At 66.8% G+C, this 21907-nt stretch carries 8 protein-coding genes; all 8 read left to right on the top strand.

Annotated elements, in window-relative coordinates:
- The first annotated feature begins 8 nt into the window (after positions 1-8).
- The gene (locus QZ634_RS12890; RefSeq protein ID WP_291988945.1) at positions 9-203 is read left to right on the top strand and encodes a DUF5668 domain-containing protein; all 195 of its coding nucleotides are present in this window, start codon (positions 9-11) and stop codon (positions 201-203) included.
- Positions 204-448: 245 nt separating this feature from the next.
- The gene (locus QZ634_RS12885) at positions 449-1822 is read left to right on the top strand and encodes an HlyD family efflux transporter periplasmic adaptor subunit (protein ID WP_291988942.1); all 1374 of its coding nucleotides are present in this window, start codon (positions 449-451) and stop codon (positions 1820-1822) included.
- A 1-nt stretch (position 1823) separates the two neighbouring features.
- Positions 1824-3968: a biotin/lipoyl-binding protein gene (locus tag QZ634_RS12880; protein ID WP_291988940.1), complete on the top strand. Its 2145-nt coding sequence runs from the start codon at positions 1824-1826 to the stop codon at positions 3966-3968.
- Between the two features lie 25 nt (positions 3969-3993).
- On the top strand, positions 3994-5979 hold the full coding sequence (locus tag QZ634_RS12875) for a hypothetical protein (protein ID WP_291988938.1): 1986 nt from the start codon (positions 3994-3996) through the stop codon (positions 5977-5979).
- A gap of 23 nt (positions 5980-6002) precedes the next feature.
- Positions 6003-6950 (top strand): efflux RND transporter periplasmic adaptor subunit, encoded by a 948-nt coding sequence (locus QZ634_RS12870; RefSeq protein ID WP_291988936.1) that lies wholly within the window; start codon positions 6003-6005, stop codon positions 6948-6950.
- A gap of 26 nt (positions 6951-6976) precedes the next feature.
- Complete coding sequence (locus QZ634_RS12865; protein WP_291988935.1) at positions 6977-17089, top strand: Ig-like domain-containing protein; 10113 nt, start codon at positions 6977-6979, stop codon at positions 17087-17089.
- Between the two features lies 1 nt (position 17090).
- Positions 17091-19664, top strand: coding sequence for an ATP-binding protein (locus QZ634_RS12860; RefSeq protein WP_291988933.1), 2574 nt, complete (start codon positions 17091-17093; stop codon positions 19662-19664).
- Between the two features lie 181 nt (positions 19665-19845).
- The gene (locus QZ634_RS12855; RefSeq protein ID WP_291988931.1) at positions 19846-21723 is read left to right on the top strand and encodes an EAL domain-containing protein; all 1878 of its coding nucleotides are present in this window, start codon (positions 19846-19848) and stop codon (positions 21721-21723) included.
- Positions 21724-21907 lie beyond the last annotated feature (184 nt).

Below are 21907 nucleotides of genomic sequence, written 5' to 3'. Positions count from 1 at the left end.
GAAGAAGGATGAGAGGGAATCTTGGCGCCATCGCGCTGATCGTGGTCGGTGGCCTGGCGCTGGCCAGCAACCTGGGCCTGTTTGACGCCGATCTGGGGCAATTGCTGCGTACCTGGTGGCCTGTCCTGCTGATCCTTCTCGGCGTCGGGATGTTTCTTGCGCCGGGAACCGACGAGCCACGAAAGAGGCCGGAACAGCACTAAGCGACGGGGTTTCTGAGCGCAGCGAACTATCGCTGCCCGCCCAACTGCGCTTGCCGTTCGTCCCCTGCTGACGACGGCGGCTGAAGCAATATCCGCAATTTCTCCTGAACTGCCCCTAAAGACCCTTCTGTTTAAGCCGTTAGAAGCCTGTGGCCTGGAAAAAGCCAGCAACCCGGCTTCGCCATCCGTGCGGGTTCCGGAAAGGCTCGGCCGCATGCCCGATCGGGGAGGCAGGAAGGAAGACGATGAGCGAAATCGCAAGGCCATCCGACGCGGCGCAGCGCCGGCTGCTGCAGCTGCAGACGCCACTCCTTGCTCCGCAGCCGCTCGCCCAGGCAGCCAGCGCGCTGTGCAGCGAACTGGCCTGCACCCTCGGTTTCGATCGCGTCAGCGTCGGGCTCTCTACGCGTGCGGGCGTGACGCTCGTTGCCGTGTCGCCTACCGCCGGCTCTGGTCACGGCGAGGAACTTTCGCAGGCGCTGACCCTGGCCATGCTGGAAGCCATCGACCAGAATGTCTCGATTGTCTATCCGCTGCCTCCCGAGGCAGCACCGCGCGTTGTCCAGGCACACGCCCGACTGGCCGCGCAGGGTTCGGGCACGCTGCTCAGCGTCCCGTTGATCGACGCCGGTCAAACGATCGGTTGCCTGTGCTTCGAGCGTCAGCGTGCCGTCACCGCCGACGAGTTGCGCGTTATCGAGCCTCTCGTCTGCATGCTTTCGCCATTGCTGGCACTCAAACAGCGGGCTGAACTGGGCTGGTCGGCGCGCGCCAGTGAAGCGCTGCGCGGCTACTGGGGCGGATCCGGGCGGCACACGCGGCGGCTGGCCTGGCTAGGTGGGCTGGTGGCGATCATTGCCCTGGTCATGTTCCCGGTCAGCCACCGTATCGGTGCACCGGCGCGGCTCGAAGGCGCAACCCAGCGCGTGCTGGCAGCCCCCAGCGATGGCTATTTGCGCGCCGCGCACGTGCACCCCGGCGACGTCGTCGCGGTCGGGCAGGTGCTGGTCGAACTCGCGCAGCAGGATCTGCTGCTGCAGAACCGCAAATGGGAAGCCGAACTCACCCAGCACCAGAACAGCGCTGCAGCGGCCCTGGCTCGCGCCGACCGCAGCCAGTACGCCATCGCCCAGGGGCGAGCTGCCGAGGCCGGTGCGCAACTCGAGCTGGCACAAGCGCAACTGGTGCGCAGCCAGGTCACTGCCCCGATCGACGGTCTGGTCATCCAGGGCGACCTGTCGCAAGCGCTTGGCGCGCCGGTGCAGCGCGGCGACGTCTTGCTCACTCTGGCCCCGCGAGACGCTTTCCGGCTGATCATCGAAGTCGATGAGCGCAGCATCGGCGGCGTCATTCTCGGTCAGCGTGGCCAGTTGGCGCTGTCGGCTCTGCCCGGTGAGCGGCTCGACTTCGCGGTGACCCGTATCAGCCCGATGGCACTCACCCTGGAGGGGCGCAATGCCTTCGAAATCGAGGCCGCTTTCGGGCAGCCGCCCGCCGGGTTGCGCCCAGGGCTGAGAGGCGTCGCCAAGATCGATGCCGGGACCCGATCGCTGGCTTGGGTGGCGACGCATCGCATCGGCGACTGGCTGCGCATGGCGACGTGGACATGGGGGCTTTGAAATGACGCAATCGCTGTTCAGCACGCAGTGGTATCGAGTCGCTCAACTTCATCCCCGCCTGCGCCCACAGGTACGGACGCAACGCCAGAACCGGCGCGGCCAGCCCTGGTACCTGCTTTCCGATACGGCGACCGGGCGCCAGCACCTGATCAACGATCCGGCCTACCAGTTCATTGGTCGTTGCGATGGACGCCACGACGTGCAGGGGGTCTGGGACAGCGTCCTGGCGACGCTCGGCGATGCGGCGCCGACCCAGGACGAGGTGATTGCGCTGCTGGCGCAGCTCAACGAGCACGAGCTGCTGCAGTGCGAGCACACGCCGGATACCGCAGTGCTCTTCCAGAGGCGCACCGAGCGTCGTCGCCGCCGGCGCCGGGCGATGGTCAATCCCTTTGCCTTCCGCCTGCCCCTGGGCGACCCCTCGTCGTGGTTGCCGCGCCTCGATCCTCTGGCCTCGCTGCTCTTTCGTCCGGCGCTGTTGTGGGTTTGGCTGGCGCTCGTCGCCGTCGCCTTGCTGGCGGCCGGGGCCAACTGGAGCGAGCTGCAGGCCGAAGTCCGAACGCAGATGCTGACGCCCACTTATCTGGCGCTCGCCTGGCTCATTTTCCCGCTCGTCAAGGCCCTGCACGAGCTCGGACACGCTCTGGCGATCAGGCGCTGGGGAGGCGAAGTGCACGAGATCGGCGTTGCCCTGCTGGTGCTGGTGCCGGCACCGTACGTCGACGCATCGGCGTCCTCCGGCTTTGCGCGGCGCAGCCAGCGGGCAGCCGTCGCCGCGGCCGGAATCATGGTCGAAACGACGCTTGCCGCGCTCGCGCTGCTGCTGTGGTTGAACGTTCAGCCGGGGCTGGTGCGCGACGTCGCGCTGGTGGTGATGTTCATCGGCGGCGTCTCGACGCTGTTGTTCAACGGCAATCCGCTGCTCCGCTTCGATGCTTACTACGTCCTCTGCGATCTGCTTGACCTGCCGAATCTGGCGACTCGCAGCAGCGCCTGGTGGAGTTATCTGGTGCGCCGCCACCTGCTGCATGCGCCGGGTGAGGCACCGCAGTACGTTGCCGGTGAATTGAAGTGGCTGCTGCTCTACGCGCCGCTCTCCTTCGCCTACCGGCTGCTGATTTCAGTGGCGATCATTCTCTGGTTCGGCGCCAAGTGGTTTCTCCTCGGCGTCGTCGCGGCGATCTATCTGACGGCTTCGATGCTCGTGCGACCGATCGGCAACTGGGTCAGGCACGCGCTTGCCGCCGCCGCGCCGGGGTCGGAACTGACCCGTGTGCGTACCGGCATTGCGCTGCTGCTGGCGATTCCCGGTGTCCTGCTTTTCGTTTTGCCGTTGCCCTTATCGACCGTCGCCCCGGCGGTCGTGTGGTTGCCCGAGCAAGCGCAGGTGCGTCCCGAGGTCGACGGTTTCATCAGCCAGCTGCCGGTTCGCGACGGACAGTCGGTACAGCCTGGCGACCTGCTCGTGGTCCTCGAGAATATCGACCTCCTGGCCGCCCGCGAGCAGTTGACCGGTCGTCTCGGCGGGCTGCAGGCCGACCAGTACCAGCTTCTCCTGCGCGACCCGACCGGCGCGCAGAACCTCGCCGAACAGATCGCCCGTACCGAGGCCGAACTCGCGCGTGCCGAGCAGCGCATCGGCCAGCTCGAAGTGCGCGCCAAGGTCGCCGGCACCCTGGTCATGCCGCGCCAGGACGACCTGCCGGGGACCTTCAGCCGTCAGGGCACGAACCTCGGTTACGTCCTTGAAGCGAGCGAGTTGCGCGTCCGCGCCGCGCTTGCCGACGAGGACGCGCATCTGGTGCGCAATCGTACCCGTCACGCCGAAGTGCGCCTCGCCGAGGCGCCGGGCAGGGTACTCTCGGCGAGTCTCAGCCAGGATGAGCCTGCCGCCTCGCACCTCTTGCCCAGCCCGGCACTTGGCGAGCGGGCGGGCGGGCCCTACGCCACCGATCCAGGCGACCCGGACGGCCGCCGCAGCATCGCGCCGGTTTTCCTGATCGACCTGACGCTCAAGGGCGCGCCGCTGGAGCGTGTCGGCGGCCGGGCCTGGGTCCGTTTCGATCACGGTTTCGAACCTCTGGCCGGGCAAGTCTTCCGGCGCGCGAGCCAACTCTTCCTGAAACATTTCGATCCCGGCGAATGAACGCCCGGCTCCCTGACTATCTGCCATGAGATGCGCCGACCTGCCGATCCCCGGGTTGTTCTGGGGCGACTACCCGGAACGCCAGCCTGCTGCCGCCGAACCGCAGACGCGCCGCTTCCCGGCTGCGCTGAAGGTGCTCGGCGATCGCGCGCAGGGGCTGCTGTCGAATTCGCCGCCACTCCTGCTGAGCGCATTTTCAGGCCAGCGCAGAGCGTTTCGCCGACTCGGCCAGGCGCAGTTCAGGGAGGCTGTACGCACGCTGCGGCTGCAGCTGCAGACGGACGGCATGCGCGATACCCATCTCGCCAGCGCCTTTGCGCTGGTCGGTGTTGCTTGCGAGCGCGAGCACCAGATTCGAATTTTCGACACCCAGGTCATCGCCGCCTACATCGTGCTCGGCAATCGTCTGGCCGAGATGGCCACCGGCGAGGGCAAGACCTATGCCGTGGCACTGGCGGCCGCCACTGCCGCGCTGGCCGGCATTCCGGTGCACGTGGTCACCGCCAACGATTACCTGGTCGCCCGTGACGCCGACCTGCTGCGACCGGTCTACGCCGCACTCGGCCTGGCGGTCGGCGCGGTGATCCAGGGACAGCAGGCCGGCGAACGCCGCGCTGCCTACGCCTGCGACATTACCTGCTGTACGGCTCGGGAACTGGTATTCGACTACCTCCGTGATGGGCTCGGCCGGACACGCGACCCGCTGCGTCGGCGGGTGGACCAGCTGAGCGGCGAAGGAACCTCGCCACCGCTGCTGCGCGGCTTGTGCATGGCCATCGTCGATGAAGCCGACAGCATCCTGATCGATGAGGCACGGGTGCCGTTCATCCTCGCGCAGGCGGTCGGCAACGAACAGGAGACCGGCTATCTCAAGCAGTCCCTGGAGATCGCGCGCCAGCTCGGCAGCGCTGCCGACAGCCCCGACTTCAGACTGGACCCGGCAGCGCGCACAGCGCGGCTCACGGTGTCGGGGAAAGAGCGGGTCGAAGCGCTGGTACAGCCCCTGGCGTCGGTCTGGCGCAACCGCCTGCATCGTGAAGAGACCATTCGCAGCGCCCTGGCAGCGCTGCATATTTACCGTCGCGACCGCCACTACCTGGTCCGTGACGGGAAGGTGCTGATCATCGACGACACCACCGGGCGGGTCGCGCCCGGCCGCGCCTGGTCGCGCGGCTTGCATCAGCTGATCGAACTCAAGGAACAATGCCTGCCCACTGCTGCCCAGGTCACCGCTGCGCAAATCACCTATCAGCGCTTTTTTCCGCGTTATCTGCGCCTTGCAGGCTTGAGCGGCACGCTCAGCGAATCCGCCGGCGAACTGCGCGCGCACTACGACCTGGCGGTGTCGTGCGTGCCTTTGCGCCGCCCGAATCGGCGCACGGTTCTCCCCAGTCGGCTGTTTGCGAGTCGCCAGCTGCTGCAGGAAGCCATTGCCTGCCGCGTCGTCGAGCTCCAGCACAGCGGACGGCCGGTGCTGATCGGTACCGACTCGGTCGCCGACTCCGAGGCGCTGTCGCAGCTGCTGGAGCAGCGCGGCGTCGCACACGCCATTCTCAACGCGCGCAACGACCTCGCCGAAGCGGAAATCGTTGCCCGCGCCGGCGAGCGCGGAGCAATAACCGTGGCCACCAACATGGCCGGCCGCGGGGTCGATATCACCCTCGGCAAAGGGGTCAGCGACCTCGGCGGCCTGCACGTCATCTGTTGTCAGTTCAACGCCGCCCGGCGCATCGATCGCCAGCTGGCGGGGCGCTGCGCACGCCAGGGCGATCCGGGAAGTGTCGAAACCTGGTTGGCGGCCGATGCGTCGCTGTTCGTGGCCGCACTGGGAGGCGGCACGCGTCGTCTGCTTGCCGCCCAGGCCGCAGCGCTGCCAAGTCGGGCGGTGCAGGCGCTCGCCGCGCTGGTGCAGCGGCGTATCGAGCGTCGCCACGTGCTCGAACGCAAGCGCCTGCTGCAACACGACCAGAGCATGGATCGCCGCCTGTCGTTCGGCGGCCCGCTCGAATGAAATCCGTCAAGGGAGAAGAAGTCATGAGCAGAACACGCAACTGGGGGATGTTGTGCCTGATCGGCGTCAGCGGATCGCTGGCCGCCGCGCAGCCCATGGGTTGCCTGATCGAGCCCGAGCGCGTGGCCGAGGTCGGCTCGCCGGTGATCGGCGTGATCGACGAAATCCACGTCGAACGTGGCGACCGGGTGAGCAAGGGCCAGGTCCTGGCCTTGCTGCGCGGCGACGTCGAGCGGGCCGCAGTCGGTGTCGCCCGCAGTCGCGCCCAGGCGGCCGCCGACGAACAGGCAGCGCGCGCCAATGTCGGCTTTGCGCGCCAGAAACTGGCGCGCACCGAGGATCTGTTGAGCAGGAAGTTCATCTCGCAGCAGGCTCTCGATCAGGTGCGTACCGAATACGAGGTGGCCGAACAGAAACTGGTGCAGGCCGGGGAGCAGAAGCGTGTCGCGCAGCGCGAGCTCGGCCTGGCGGCGGCGCAACTCGCGCAACGCAGCATCCGCAGCCCCTTCGACGGTGTCGTCGCCGAGCGCTACCTGTCGGTCGGCGAGCGCGTCGAGGAGAAACCGCTGTTCCGGGTGGCCAAGGTCGATCCGCTGAAAGTACAGGTGGTCGTTCCGGCTTCGCTGTACGGCAAGATCAAGCGCGGCGCGCTGGCCAGCGTGCAGCCGCAGCTGCCCGAGGTTGCCGCGCTGAGCGCCGAGGTGACGCTGGTCGACCAGCTGATCGATGCGCCGAGTAACACCTTTCGCGTCCAGCTGGAGTTGCCCAACCCGGAGTTGAGCTTGCCCGCCGGCTTGCGCTGTCTCGCCGACTTCGGTTTGGCCCTGCCGTCGTCGGGCGGCACACAAGCCGCCGCCCCGACTGCTCGGACGTCCCCGGTAGTGCCGGCGAAGTCGATCCGGCCGGCGAGCCTGCCGCTGGCCGCGAACCAGGCCAGCGTCTCGCCTGCCGAGCCGTCGCGCTCTTACTGACCGACAAACAGAGCGCCCACCCTCACATGTTTCTGCGTCGCCACCCGCCCGCACGCCAGCGCCCGCTCCTCGAGGAGCTGGAGCCGCGCATCCTGTATTCCGCAGACGCCGCTGCCGGGCTGCTCGATGCGCATCATCGGGACGGTGAGGCCGAGGTGCGCCAACTCGAAGCGCCCGCTATGGCAGCGGCCTCCGGCGCCATGCAGGCGGACGCTTCGGCGCTGTCTCGTGCGCCGCAGGCGGCCGGGGAGTCAGCGGTAGGCGCGCGCGAAATTGCCTTCGTCGACATGTCGGTGGCGAACGCCGAGTCGCTGCTAGCCGGCCTCTCGGCCGAGCGAGACGCCGGCCGCGTGATCGAAATCGTGCGTATCGAAGTGGGTGCTGACGGCATCGCGGTGATCAGCGACACGCTCGCTCAGCGCGAGGCCGTGACGGCCGTTCACCTGTTGTCACACGGCAGCGACGGGCAGCTCCAACTGGGAACCACGAGCCTTGACGCGCAGACCCTGCTGGCGCGTGCCGATCAGGTGGCCGGTTGGGGCGCCGCGCTGACCGCCGACGCCGATCTGCTGCTCTACGGGTGCGACCTCGCGCAAAGCGCCGTCGGGCAAGAGCTGGTGCAGGAGTTGGCGGCGCTGACCGGCGCCGACGTGGCGGCCAGCACCGATCTGACCGGTGCCGCCGTGCTCGGCGGTAACTGGACGCTCGAGTATGAGTCCGGGTCGATAGAAGCCCGCGTGGCCTTGACGCCCTCGGAGCAAAGCAACTGGGCCGGGCTGCTCGCCACCTACAACGCCGACCCGACCAAGGCCGACGGCGCCGTCGGCTCCTTGCGCTGGGCGATCACCCAGGCCAACGCCAACCCCGGTGCAGACACCGTGCAGTTGCTGCCCGGCACCTACACGCTGAACCTTCCGGGTACCGGTGAAGATCTCAATGCCAGCGGTGACCTCGACGTGCGCGGCAACGTGACGATCACCGGCGCGGGCAGCGGATCGACGGTCATCGACGGCAACGCGCTCGATCGCGTGTTCGATATCCAGGCCGGCGTCACGGCAACGTTGAGCGATGTCACCATTCGCGGCGGCTCGCTCACCAGCAGTGTCGGCGCCGGTGTGCGGGTGCAGGCTGGCGCAACCCTGAACCTGTTCCGCGTCGTGATCACCGAAAACACGACCACCAAGGACGCCGCGGGGCTGTACAACAGCGGGACACTCAACGCCACCGACACCACGATCAGCAACAACGCGGCGTCGTTGTGGGGTGGGGGCCTGTACAACGACGGCGGCGGTGTGGTGCTCGATCGGGTCACGATCAGCGGCAACAGCACGAGCAAGGACGGCGGGGGCATCTACAACTCCGGCGGTTCCGTGTCGCTGACCAACGTCACGGTGAGCGGCAACGCGGCCATCCTGAAAGGCGGCGGCATCTACACGAATACAGTGATCACGGTCACCAACTCAACGATTGCCAACAACAGTTCAGCGGGCGGCGCCGGGGGGATCCACAAGCAAGGCTCGGGCGGCGCCACACTGAAAAATAGCATCCTGGCCAACAACGTCGGTGGCAACTCGAACGGCAGTTTGACCTCGCTCGGCTACAACATCGACACCGCCAACACCGCCGGGCTCGCCGGTACGGGTGACGAGATCAACACCGATCCGCTGTTGGGGCCGCTGCAGTACAACGGCGGGACGGTCAGGACCCACGCCCTGCTCACCGGTAGCCCGGCAATCAATGCCGGGAACGCCACGGCGGCGCCGTCGACCGATCCGCGCGGCGCTGCCCGCCTTGGCCAGACCGACATCGGCGCCTACGAATACACGCTGATCGCCTACGAGCCGTTCGCCTACGCGCCGGGCAGTTTCAACGCTGCCAACGGCGGCAGCGGCTGGGCGGCGGGCTGGAGCAGCGTCGGAAGCAAGACCACCATCGCCGCGACCGGGCTCCAGGACCCGGTCGTCGCCATGCCGGTCAGCGGCGGAAGCGCCGAGTTATCACTGTCGGCCTTCCAGTTCTTCGTCACGCAGACGCGCGACCTGGCCAGCAATATCGCCATTAACGGGACGACCGCCTGGTTGAGTTTCCTGGTCAGGCCGGGGGCGACAAATCCCACCGACTACATCGGGCTGGAATTCGGCAGCGGGGTGGGCACGCCCGCCTTTGCCGGCTACAAAGGCAGCCAGTTCATCCTCGAGAAGGCTGGCGGCACCGGTACTGTGACGGTCGCCGGAATCACGCCGCAGGCCGGACAGACCTATCTGCTGACGGTAAGAATCGACTTCGCCGCTGGCGCCGACAGCATGACGCTGTACGTCAATCCGACTCCGGGAAGCAATGCCGCGGCGTCGGTGTGCAGCGTCACCAAGAGCGACTTCGACCTCGGCACCTTCACGCGCATTGCGCTTGCCGGCGGTACGCTCTTCGGAGGCAACAACGCCGCACTCGACGAAGTACGCATCGCCGGCAGCTACCTCGACGTGGCGCCGACGAGTCCGTCATCGGTCGTCAACCATGCCCCGGCCGGCACCGACAGGACGGTCACCACGCTCGAGGATACGACCTACACCTTCAGCGCTGCCGACTTCGGTTTCAGCGATAGCAACGACAGCCCGGCCAACGTCCTCACCGCGCTGCGCATCAGCAGCCTGCCCGTGGCCGGCACGCTGAGCAACGATGGCGGGGCGGTGGGCATTGGGCAGAGCATTGCCGTCGCCGACCTGATCGCCGGCAAGCTGAAGTTCACCCCGGCGGCCAACGCCAACGGAACAGGCTACGCCTCGTTCGCCTTCCAGGTGCAGGACGACGGCGGCACGGCCAATGGCGGCGTCGACCTCGACCCGACGCCGAACACGCTGACCGTCAATGTCAGCGCGGTGAACGACGCCCCTATCCTCACGCTCCTCACCGGTTCGAACGATCTCAACGCGATCGGCGAAGACCCGGCGAGCAACGACGGCACGCTGGTGTCGGCGCTGATCGCCGGCCGGGTCAGCGATGTAGACAGCGGCGCGTTCTCCGGCATCGCCGTTGTCGCGGTCGACGACAGCAACGGGCGCTGGCAGTACACGACCAACGGCGGCGGGTTGTGGATCGACTTCAGCACGCCGAGCGCGCCGAGTGTCGGCGCCGCGCGCTTGCTGGCGGCGAATGCCAGCACCTCGGTGCGTTTCGTTCCCGACGCCAACTGGAACGGAAGCGTGGCCGGCGGCCTCACCTTCCGCGCCTGGGACCAGAGCAGCGGCACGGCCGGGGCCACCGCCGACACGAGCAGCAACGGCGGCAGCAGCGCCTTCTCGACGACGACCGCCAGCGCCGGCATCAGCGTCACCTCGGTCAACGACGCGCCGGCCGGGACCGACAGGACCGTCACCACGCTCGAGGATACCGCCTACACCTTCAGCGTCGCCGACTTCGGTTTCAGCGACGCCAACGACAACCCGGCCAACGTCCTCACCGCGCTGCGCATCAGCAGCCTGCCCGTCGCCGGCACCTTGAGCAACGATGGCGTGGCGGTGAGTTCCGGGCAGACGATCGTCGTCGCCGACATCAGCAACGGCAAGCTGAAGTTCACCCCGGCGGCCAACGCCAACGGCAGTGGCTACGCCTCGTTCGGCTTCCAGGTGCGCGACTCCGGCGGCACCGACAATGGCGGTGTCGACCTCGACCCGACGCCGCGGACGCTGAGCATCGACGTCACGGCGGTCAATGACCCCCCGGCCGGCACCGACAGGACCGTCACCACGCTCGAGGATACGACCTACACCTTCAGCGCTGCCGACTTCGGTTTCAGCGATAGCAGCGACAGCCCGGCCAACGTCCTCACCGCGGTGCGCATCAGCAGCCTGCCCGTGGCCGGCACGCTGAGCAACGATGGCGGGACGGTGGGCATCGGGCAGAGCATTGCCGTCGCCGACCTGATCGCCGGCAAGCTGAAGTTCACCCCGGCGGCCAACGCCAACGGAACAGGCTACGCCTCGTTCGCCTTCCAGGTGCAGGACGACGGTGGCACGGCCAATGGCGGCGTCGACCTCGACCCGACGCCGAACACGCTGACCGTCAATGTCAGCGCGGTGAACGACGCCCCTATCCTCACGCTCCTCACCGGTCCGAACGACCTCAACGCGATCGACGAAGACCCGGCGAGCAACGACGGCACGCTGGTGTCGGCGCTGATCGCCAGTCACGTCAGCGATGTGGACAGCGGCGCCTTCTCCGGCATCGCCGTCATCGCGGTCGACAACAGCAACGGGCGCTGGCAGTACACGACCAACGGCGGCGGGTTGTGGATCGACTTCAGCACGCCGAGCGCGCCGAGCGTCGGCGCCGCGCGCTTGCTGGCGGCGAATGCCAGCACCTCGGTGCGTTTCGTTCCCGACGCCAACTGGAACGGAAGCGTGGCCGGCGGCCTCACCTTCCGCGCCTGGGACCAGAGCAGCGGCACGGCCGGGGCCACCGCCGACACGAGCAGCAACGGCGGCAGCAGCGCCTTCTCGACGACGACCGCCAGCGCCGGCATCAGCGTCACCTCGGTCAACGACGCGCCGTCCGGGACCGACAGGACCGTCACCACGCTCGAGGATACCGCCTACACCTTCAGCGTCGCCGACTTCGGTTTCAGCGACGCCAGCGACAGCCCGGCCAATAACTTCAACGCGGTGCGCATCAGCAGCCTGCCCGTCGCCGGCACGCTCACCAACAACGGCGTAGCGGTGAGCTCGGGGCAAGTCATTGTCGTCGCCGACATCACCAACGGAAAACTGAAGTTCACGCCAGCGGCCGATGCCAACGGGGCCGGGTACGCCTCGTTCACCTTCCGGGTAAGAGACGACGGCGGCACGGCCAACGGTGGTGTCAGGCTGGATCCAACGCCGCGAACGATGACCATCGACGTCACCGCGACGAACGATGCTCCGCAAAACGGCATGCCCTTGGCGCAGGCGACGGCCTACAACACGCCGCTGGTCTTCTCGGCAACGAACGGCAATCGAATCTCCGTCACCGACGTCGATGCCGGAAATGCAGATCTCGAGGTCACGCTTAGCGCTAGCGGCGGTACCCTGGCGCTTTCCGGAGATGACGGGCTGAACTTCACGGGAGGCGCCAATGGGACGGCGTCGATGTCCTTCACCGGGACGATCGGCGCGATCAACACGGCGCTGGACGGGATGACATTCACGCCGACGACCAACTTCGCTGGCGCCGCGGGACTGACCCTCCAGACCAGCGACCAGGGCAATAGCGGTCTGCCCGGGGCGCTTCTCGACTCCGACACGCTGCTGGTGACGGTGAATGGGCCCATCGCCTTGAGCGTGGACAATGATTTTTATGCCACGGGCGAGGAAGTGACGTTCAATGCCGCCAGCGTACTCGCCAACGGCATCAATCCACCTTCCGGAACGATGTTGGTGGAGGCGGTGAACGGTAGTCCTGCCGCAGTGGGCGCGACCATCGCCTTGCCCTCGGGCGCTTCGCTGAACATGAGTGACGACGGGACGTTTGTCTATGACCCGAATGGCGCTTTCAATTCTCTTGCCCAGGGTAGTAGCGCCAGCGACAGCTTCACCTATGACGTGAGCAACGGCTCGGGGGGCAGCGGAACGGGCACGGTAATCATCACCATCAGCGGCGAGAACGACGCTCCTAGCCTTACGGGTTCGAACGACCTCAACGCGATCGACGAAGACCCGGCGAGCAACGACGGCACGCTGGTGTCGGCGCTGATCGCCGGCCGGGTCAGCGATGTAGACAGCGGCGCGTTCTCCGGCATCGCCGTTGTCGCGGTCGACGACAGCAACGGGCGCTGGCAGTACACGACCAACGGCGGCGGGTTGTGGATCGACTTCAGCACGCCGAGCGCGCCGAGTGTCGGCGCCGCGCGCTTGCTGGCGGCGAATGCCAGCACCTCGGTGCGTTTCGTTCCCGACGCCAACTGGAACGGAAGCGTGGCCGGCGGCCTCACCTTCCGCGCCTGGGACCAGAGCAGCGGCACGGCCGGGGCCACCGCCGACACGAGCAGCAACGGCGGCAGCAGCGCCTTCTCGACGACGACCGCCAGCGCCGGCATCAGCGTCACCTCGGTCAACGACGCGCCGGCCGGGACCGACAGGACCGTCACCACGCTCGAGGATACCGCCTACACCTTCAGCGTCGCCGACTTCGGTTTCAGCGACGCCAACGACAACCCGGCCAACGTCCTCGCCGCGCTGCGCATCAGCAGCCTGCCCGTCGCCGGCACCTTGAGCAACGATGGCGTGGCGGTGAGTTCCGGGCAGACGATCGTCGTCGCCGACATCAGCAACGGCAAGCTGAAGTTCACCCCGGCGGCCAACGCCAACGGCAGTGGCTACGCCTCGTTCGGCTTCCAGGTGCGCGACTCCGGCGGCACCGACAATGGCGGTGTCGACCTCGACCCGACGCCGCGGACGCTGAGCATCGACGTCACGGCGGTCAATGACCCCCCGGCCGGCACCGACAGGACGGTCACCACGCTCGAGGATACGACCTACACCTTCAGCGCTGCCGACTTCGGTTTCAGCGATAGCAGCGACAGCCCGGCCAACGTCCTCACCGCGCTGCGCATCAGCAGCCTGCCCGTCGCCGGCACGCTGAGCAACGATGTCGGGACGGTGGGCATCGGGCAGAGCATTGCCGTCGCCGACCTGATCGCCGGCAAGCTGAAGTTCACCCCGGCGGCCAACGCCAACGGAACAGGCTACGCCTCGTTCGCCTTCCAGGTGCAGGACGACGGCGGCACGGCCAATGGCGGCATCGACCTCGACCCGACGCCGAACACGCTGACCGTCAATGTCAGCGCGGTGAACGACGCCCCTATCCTCACGCTCCTCACCGGTTCGAACGATCTCAACGCGATCGACGAAGACCCGGCGAGCAACGACGGCACGCTGGTGTCGGCGCTGATCGCCGGCCGGGTCAGCGATGTAGACAGCGGCGCGTTCTCCGGCATCGCCGTTGTCGCGGTCGACGACAGCAACGGGCGCTGGCAGTACACGACCAACGGCGGCGGGTTGTGGATCGACTTCGGCACGCCGAGCGCGCCGAGTGTTGGCGCCGCGCGCTTGCTGGCGGCGAATGCCAGCACCTCGGTGCGTTTCGTTCCCGACGCCAACTGGAACGGAAGCGTGGCCGGCGGCCTCACCTTCCGCGCCTGGGACCAGAGCAGCGGCACGGCCGGGGCCACCGCCGACACGAGCAGCAACGGCGGCAGCAGCGCCTTCTCGACGACGACCGCCAGCGCCGGCATCAGCGTCACCTCGGTCAACGACGCGCCGTCCGGGACCGACAGGACCGTCACCACGCTCGAGGATACCGCCTACACTTTCAGCGTCGCCGACTTCGGTTTCAGCGACGCCAACGACAACCCGGCCAATGTCCTCGCCGCGCTGCGCATCAGCAGCCTGCCCGTCGTCGGCACCTTGAGCAACGATGGCGTGGCGGTGAGCTCCGGGCAGACGATCGTCGTCGCCGACATCAGCAACGGCAAGCTGAAGTTCACCCCGGCGGGCAACGCCAACGGCAGTGGCTACGCCTCGTTCGGCTTCCAGGTGCGCGACTCCGGCGGCACCGACAATGGCGGTGTCGACCTCGACCCGACGCCGCGGACGCTGAGCATCGACGTCACGGCGGTCAATGACCCCCCGGCCGGCACCGACAGGACCGTCACCACGCTCGAGGATACGACCTACACCTTCAGCGCCGCCGACTTCGGTTTTAGCGATAGCAGCGACAGCCCGGCCAACGTCCTCACCGCGCTGCGCATCAGCAGCCTGCCCGTGGCCGGCACGCTGAGCAACGATGGCGGGACGGTGGGCATCGGGCAGAGCATTGCCGTCGCCGACCTGATCGCCGGCAAGCTGAAGTTCACCCCGGCGGCCAACGCCAACGGAACAGGCTACGCCTCGTTCGCCTTCCAGGTGCAGGACGACGGCGGCACGGCCAATGGCGGCGTCGACCTCGACCCGACGCCGAACACGCTGACCGTCGACGTCACGGCGGTCAATGACCCCCCGGCCGGGATACCGGGCATCACCGGCACGCCGACCGAAGACCAGACGCTGACCGTCGACGTTTCCGCCATCAGCGACGCCGACGGCCTCGGCAGCTTCAGCTATCGCTGGCTGCGCGACGGCGTTGAGATCGCCGGTGCCAGTGCTTCGAGCTACACCCTGGGCGACGCCGACGTGGGCACCCGGATCAGCGTGCAGGTCAGTTACCTCGATGGCCAGGGTACGCTGGAAGGTCCGCTGAGCAGCGCTCAGACCGCGGCGGTGGCCAACATCAACGATGCGGCGCTGATTTCCGGCGTCACCAGCAGTACGGTGAGCGAGGACGGCGTCCTCGTCACTGGCGGCCGGCTGTCGATCAGCGACGCCGATGTCGGCGAGGCTGTCTTTGTGGCCGCCAGCGGGGGTTCGGCGAATGGCCACGGTGTCTTCTCGCTAAGTGCGGCCGGCGACTGGACCTATACGCTGGACAACGAACAGGCGGCAGTGCAGACGCTGGCCGGCGGGCAGCTCCTGGCCGACAGCTTCGTGGTCAGCAGTATCGACGGTACCAGCCTGTCGATCAGCATCGTGATCGTCGGCAGCAACGACGTACCGACCGCGTTCGCGGTGAACGCCAACGGCAGCGAAGACCAGCCGCTGGTGATTGCGCTCAGCGCTGCCGATGTCGATGGGCTTGTCGCCAGCTTCCGCCTGCTGTCGCTGCCGGTGCCTGGCGGCAACCTGTATCTGGACGCCGCGGCAAGCGTGCCTGCCCTGACTGGCGTGCCCTACCTCGCCACCGCTAACGCGCTGACCCTGCATTTTCGGCCAGCGGCCGACTGGAATGGGGTTACCGCGTTCGCCTATCAGGCAATCGACGCGCAGAATGCGGTCAGCGCGCCGGTGACGGTTCGTCTCGCGCTTGCGCCGGTTGCCGACTCGCCGCGGGTGATCGGCTTGACCAGGTCGCATACTTACCTGCCGAACAACGCGCTCGATGTGGGCGGCATGGTGGTCAGCGACGTGGATAGCAGCCGCGTCTCGGTGACGCTCACCCTGTCTGACCCGGCAACCGGGACGTTGAGCAGCAGCGAATCCGGAAGCCTGCGCGCGAGCTACGACGCGGCGACCGGTACCTGGTTCGCCAGCGGGCCGATCGCCGACGTCAATGGCCTCCTGGCAGGCGTCCGCTTTGTTCCGAATGCGAGTTACAGCGGCGACCTGACGCTTGCCGCCACCGTCGACGACGGTGAAGCACCGCCGGTTAGCGGGACCCAGACGATCAGCGCCCGGCGCACGCCGATCAGCAGCATCGCCGGCACCGGCGACGCGAATACGGTTGGAGCCCGCGGCGACTATCAGGTGCCGGCGTCGGCCGTGGCTGCGCCGTCCGCCCAGGCGGCCGGGCCCGAAGCGTCCGCGGGCAGCGTTGACGGCGGCGCTGCGCCTGCCGGCACGCTTACTCTCGACCAGATCCTGACGGTTGGCTATTCCCTGTCGACGAGTCTGGCGACCAACCGTTCGTCCGGGTCGGCAACGGACGCCCCGGCAACTGCCGCCGTCGTCGTCGAGAGTACGCGCCAATCGGCGCTCGCGGCCAACTATCGGATAGCCGTCGTACCCGACTGGATGAGTGCCGAATTTCCTCAGTTCTTCGATTTCGGTGCCCATCAGGCCAGCTCGTCGCTCGGCTTGTCCGGGCTCGCTCAGTCGGGTTCAGGTGCTGCCGGCAAGGCCGAAGCCTTCGCTCGCGACCTCGACGACTTGCGCGAGAGCGTCAAAGAAGGGCTTTCCTTCGAGAAATATGCGCTGAACTCGGCAGTGGCGGTCAGTTCCGGTCTGTCGGTCGGCTACGTGGCCTGGCTGATTCGCGGCGGCGTGCTGGTCACTGCCATGCTCTCGTCGATGCCCGCGTGGCGTGTCCTCGACCCCTTCCCGGTGCTTGCCCGGCAGCAGGGTGGGGTGGGTGGCGACGGCTATGACGACGATGAAGACGACGATTCGCTTGAATCGCTAGTTGGCGATGGCGATGGCGAGGGTGGCGAAGGTCCGTTTGCGGTTGCCGATCTCGTCGCGCCCGACGAATCCGCGCCATCCGGCAACGCTGCCAGCCCGCTGGCACCTGGGAGCTAAGATGCGCTTTCTGAATACCAAGACCCACGTCTCTTTCGGACTCGCGGCGCTGGTCGCCAGTATCCTGCTGGTCGCCGCAGTACTGGGCCTTATCCCGGATCGGGTCGGTGCCTTGCGTGATGGCCGCGTCGCTCTGGCCGAGAGCATTGCCGCCAGCACCATGACCTTGATCGCCATTGACCAGCCGGATCAGATCGAGAGCATGCTTGGGCTGATGGTCACGCGCAACCCGGAGATGCTGTCGGGAGGCCTGCGTCGCGACGATGGAACGTTGGTGATGAGCGTCGGCGATCACGCCCGATCGTGGACCCTGCCGGATAGCGAGCTTTCGACCGACAGCCAGCTCAAGGTTCCGATCCGGGCCGACAGCAAGCGTTGGGGGCAACTGGAACTGAGCTATCGCCCGCTCGCTGCGCCGGGTCTGCGCGGAGTGATCGAGAGCCCCTTGTTGCTGCTCATCGGCTTCCTCGCCGTTTCCGGCTTTATCGCCTTCTACCTGTATCTGTCGAAGGTCCTGCGCTATCTGGACCCGTCGCGTGCCGTGCCGGCGCGCGTTCGCGAGGCGCTCGATACCCTCGCCGAGGGACTGCTGGTGATCGACCGCAAGCAGCAGATCGTCCTCGCCAACCACGCCTTCTCGACCATGCTGGGTAAGTCGCCGGAAGCGCTGGTCGGGCGCCAGGCGTCAAGCCTGCCCTGGCTCGGTGCCGGCGGTGCCGTCTTGGCGGAGGCTAGCCTGCCGTGGGTGACCTCGTTGCGCGACGCGTCCGTGCAGCGCAACGTCCTGCTGCGCATCAGCGATGCCTCCGCGAAGATCCGCACCTTCATGGCCAATTGTTCGCCGGTGCTCGGCAGCAACGGCAAACCCGGCGGCGTGCTGGTCAGTCTCGACGACGTCACCCAGTTGCAGCAGAATGAAATCGAGCTGCGCCAGGCGCAGGCGCAGGCGGAGGCGGCCAACCGCGCGAAGAGCGACTTCCTGGCCAACATGAGTCATGAAATCCGCACGCCGATGAATGCCATCCTCGGCTTTACCGACCTGCTCAAGCGCGGCTACGTCAAGAACGCCGAGGAAGAGCGCAGCCACCTGAATACCATTCACAGCAGCGGCCAGTTCCTGCTCGGGCTGATCAACGACATCCTCGACCTGTCGAAGATCGAGGCCGGCCGCGTCGACGTCGAACGCATCGCCTGCGCGCCGTACACCATCTGTGAGGAAGTCGTGCATGTGCTGGCCGTCAAGGCGAGGGAGAAGAATCTGTCGCTGACCGTCGAGGCGGGCGGGCCGATTCCGGCATGCATTCACAGCGATCCGGCACGCTTGCGGCAGATCGTCACCAACCTGGTCGGCAACGCGATCAAGTTCACCGAACGCGGTGGCGTGCGCGTCTTGATCAGGCTTGATCAACAGGGACCAGCGCCGCAGCTGGTCATCGAGGTGATCGACAGCGGCATCGGTATTGCGCCAGCGCAGGTCGACCGCCTTTTCGAAGCCTTCATTCAGGCCGACGAAACGATCAACCGGCGCTTCGGCGGCACGGGTCTCGGGCTGGCCATCAGCCGCCGCTTCGCGCGTGCGCTCGGTGGCGACATTGTCGTCCGTAGTGCGCCGGGCGAGGGCAGCGTTTTTGCCGTCACTCTGGAGACCGGTTCGCTGGCCGGGGTGGCGCTGCTGTCGCCCGCCGAGATGCCAAGGCTCGAGCCACTTTCCACCCGTACGGGTGACGTGCGCTGGGCGTTCCCGGCGGCCAATGTGCTGGTGGTCGACGATGGGCCGGAGAACCGCGAACTCGTCAGGCTGGTGCTGCAGGAGCATGGACTGCTCATCGCCGAGGCGGAGAATGGCGCCGTGGCCGTCGACAAGGCACTCGCGCAGCGCTTCGACGTCATCCTGATGGACATGCAGATGCCGGTGATGGACGGTTTCGAAGCAACCCGAAAACTGCGCGCTGCCGGTCTGCTCGTGCCGATCGTTGCGCTGACCGCCAACGCCATGAAGGGTTTCGAGCGCGACGTTCTGGCTGCCGGTTGTTCGGCTTACCTGACGAAACCCATCGATATCGATCGGCTGGTTGAAACGACGGCCGGCGTCCTCGGCGTTCAGCCGCTGGCCGCCATCGCGATTCCTCACGTCGAAGCGGCTGTCGGCGACTCGCGCGGCGTCGTCGCGCCAGCAGCAGAGCGACCGCTGCCGGCGGCTTCGGCAAGCCGTGCGCCGGAAGACCCCGCCAGGCACGACGACGAGGGCCTTCCCGTGCTTTCGCGTTACGCGACGCATCCGCGTTTTCGCGCGACGGTCATCAAGTTCAGCCAGCGCATCGGCGAGCAAATGGCGATCATGGAGCAGGCCTGGAGCGTGCGTGACGGCGCTGAACTGGCGCGTTTCGCGCACTGGCTGAAAGGCGCGGGCGGTACGGTCGGTTACGATGTGTTCACCGAACCGGCGACGCTGCTTGAGCAGCATGCCAAGAGTGGCGATTTCGAGCAGGCCGTCCCGGTTGTCGAGCACTTGCGCGCTCTCGTACGGCGCATGGAGATACCCGACGAGCGTTCGCCCGAGGCTGTGCCGCGATGAGCGCAGGGGCGGGAGATGACGATCGAGCGGCCGGGGCTGCGCCCGGGCGCCAAGTTCCTGCTCCTCTCTCCGACGGCAACGCGTACAGGGTTGATGGTATGCTGGTCGCTGTCGCTGAAACGCGCCAAGTGTCGCGATCGCCGCGGTGAGCGCGCATACATCTGAACCAGGATTGTCGTAAATGAACAAGCTTCCGAACGACTTGGCACAGCAGGTGGATTGGGACGCTGCCGCCAGCGAGAGTGTGGTAATGAGCTTTCCGCCAGATGCGGAGCCGGCGCCGCTTGATGCCAATGAAGGTGGCGCGTCGAGCAAGGCATCCAAGATCATGCTCGTGGATGATGAGGACATCAGCATCGAGATGCTGCAGGCTTTCCTCGAGGATGTCGGCTACCAGAGTTTCGTCTCGACCACCAGATCTCCAGAAGCTTTGGACCTGCTGCATAACGAGCGGCCCGATGTGTTGCTGCTCGACCTCCACATGCCGGAGGTAAATGGCTTCGAAATCCTCTCGCGGATGCAGGCCGACCCCACCCTCAAGCGCATTCCTGTGATCATGCTCACCGCCGCGGCCGACGCCGCGACCAAACTCGAGGCCTTGAAGCTGGGCGCAACCGACTTTCTTGCCAAGCCGGTCGACCCGAGCGAACTCGTGTTGCGCCTGCGCAATACGCTGGCCGCCAAGGCCTACCAGGACCAGCTCGCGTACTACGATGTTCTGACCGGCTTGTCGAACCGCGAGCGCTTCCTCGATCGCCTGGATTGGACGATCCGGTTTTCGCGACGCTACGGTACCGCCGGTGCCGTGTTGCAGATCGGCCTGGACCGTTTCAAGCACATCAACGAAGCGCTTGGGCCGGGCGTCGGCGACCGGGTCTTGCGCGCTATCGCACAGCGGCTTGATGAATCCTTGCGAGACAGCGACATCGTTGCGCGCACGGCGGCCGAAGGCCAGCAGCCCTTGCTTTCGCGGATGGGGGGCGACGAATTCACCGTGTTGCTGCCCGGCGTTGTGAAAAGCGAAGTCGCGAGCGCCGTCGCGCAGCGAATTCTCGACGTCGTCGCGACACCCTTGTCGATCGGTGGGCAGGAGCTGTTTGTCACCTGTTGCATCGGCGTCGCTCTGTTTCCGGCGGATGGCACCGCGCGCGATACGGTGTTGAAGGCTGCGGGGGTTGCCATGCGGCACGCGAAAGTGGGTCGCCGTGGCAGCTATCGCTTCTTCTCGCGGCAGTTGAACGCCCGCTCCCGCGAGCGGCTGAGCCTTGAAACCGATCTGCGCAGGGCTATCGAGCGCGATGAGCTGGCGCTTTTCTATCAGCCCAAGGTGGACCTGAAAACGCATCGCATGGTCGGCGCCGAAGCCTTGTTGCGCTGGCGCCACCCGCAGCACGGTATCGTCGGTCCGGCCAGCTTTATTCCACTGGCCGAGGACACCGGGCTGATCATGCCGCTTGGCGCATGGGTGCTGAATACCGCTTGCCGGCAGCTGCAGATCTGGCAAGCCGCCGGGCGCAAACTGCCGCGGGTCTCGATCAACGTTTCCAGCCATCAATTCCGGCAGCGCGGCTTGGTGCAAGGAATACGTGACGCACTATCGGGCGCGCAGCTGGACGCCCGCCATCTCTGCGTGGAGATTACCGAGAGCGCGATCATGGACAACGCGCAGGAGAACATCAGTACCCTCGACGAGATCAAGAGTGGTGGTGTGGCGCTGTCCGTCGATGACTTTGGCACCGGCTATTCATCGTTAAGCTACCTCAAGCGCTTCCCGATCGACGAGATGAAGATCGATCGTTCCCTGATTGCCAAGGTCGATGGTGACAAGGACAACGCCGCGATTGTCACCGCGATCATCGCCATGGCTCACAGTCTGGGTCTGCGTGTCGTTGCCGAAGGTGTCGAAAGAACCCCGGAACTCGCGTTCCTGCGCAATCTCGGTTGCGACGAGTGCCAGGGCTACCTCTACAGCCGGCCACTCCCCGCCAGGGACTTCGCTGCGCTGCTGCTCGTCGATCAACTACCGCTCCTGGAGCCTGCGCCCGCAGCCGGCGCCTGAGGTCCTGGCTCGCTGCCGGGGCCGCGGCCAGGGTTGTCCCGAGCGAGCCCGGTTCGGCAGCATTCACTTGCCAGACCGAAGTCACCACGCAACGAACTCCACCCTAAAGAAGCGGGTACTTTGTGCCGATACAGGCCTATGCCTCTCCGGCCTGGTGGTTTTCTGCGCTGCGCAGTCCCGGGCG

The organism is Candidatus Accumulibacter sp. ACC007, from assembly GCF_907163205.1.
GTDB classification, from domain to species: Bacteria; Pseudomonadota; Gammaproteobacteria; order Burkholderiales; family Rhodocyclaceae; genus Accumulibacter; species Accumulibacter regalis.
Note: the sequence above shows the minus strand (reverse complement) of the source record. Positions and strands in the feature narration are given on the sequence as shown.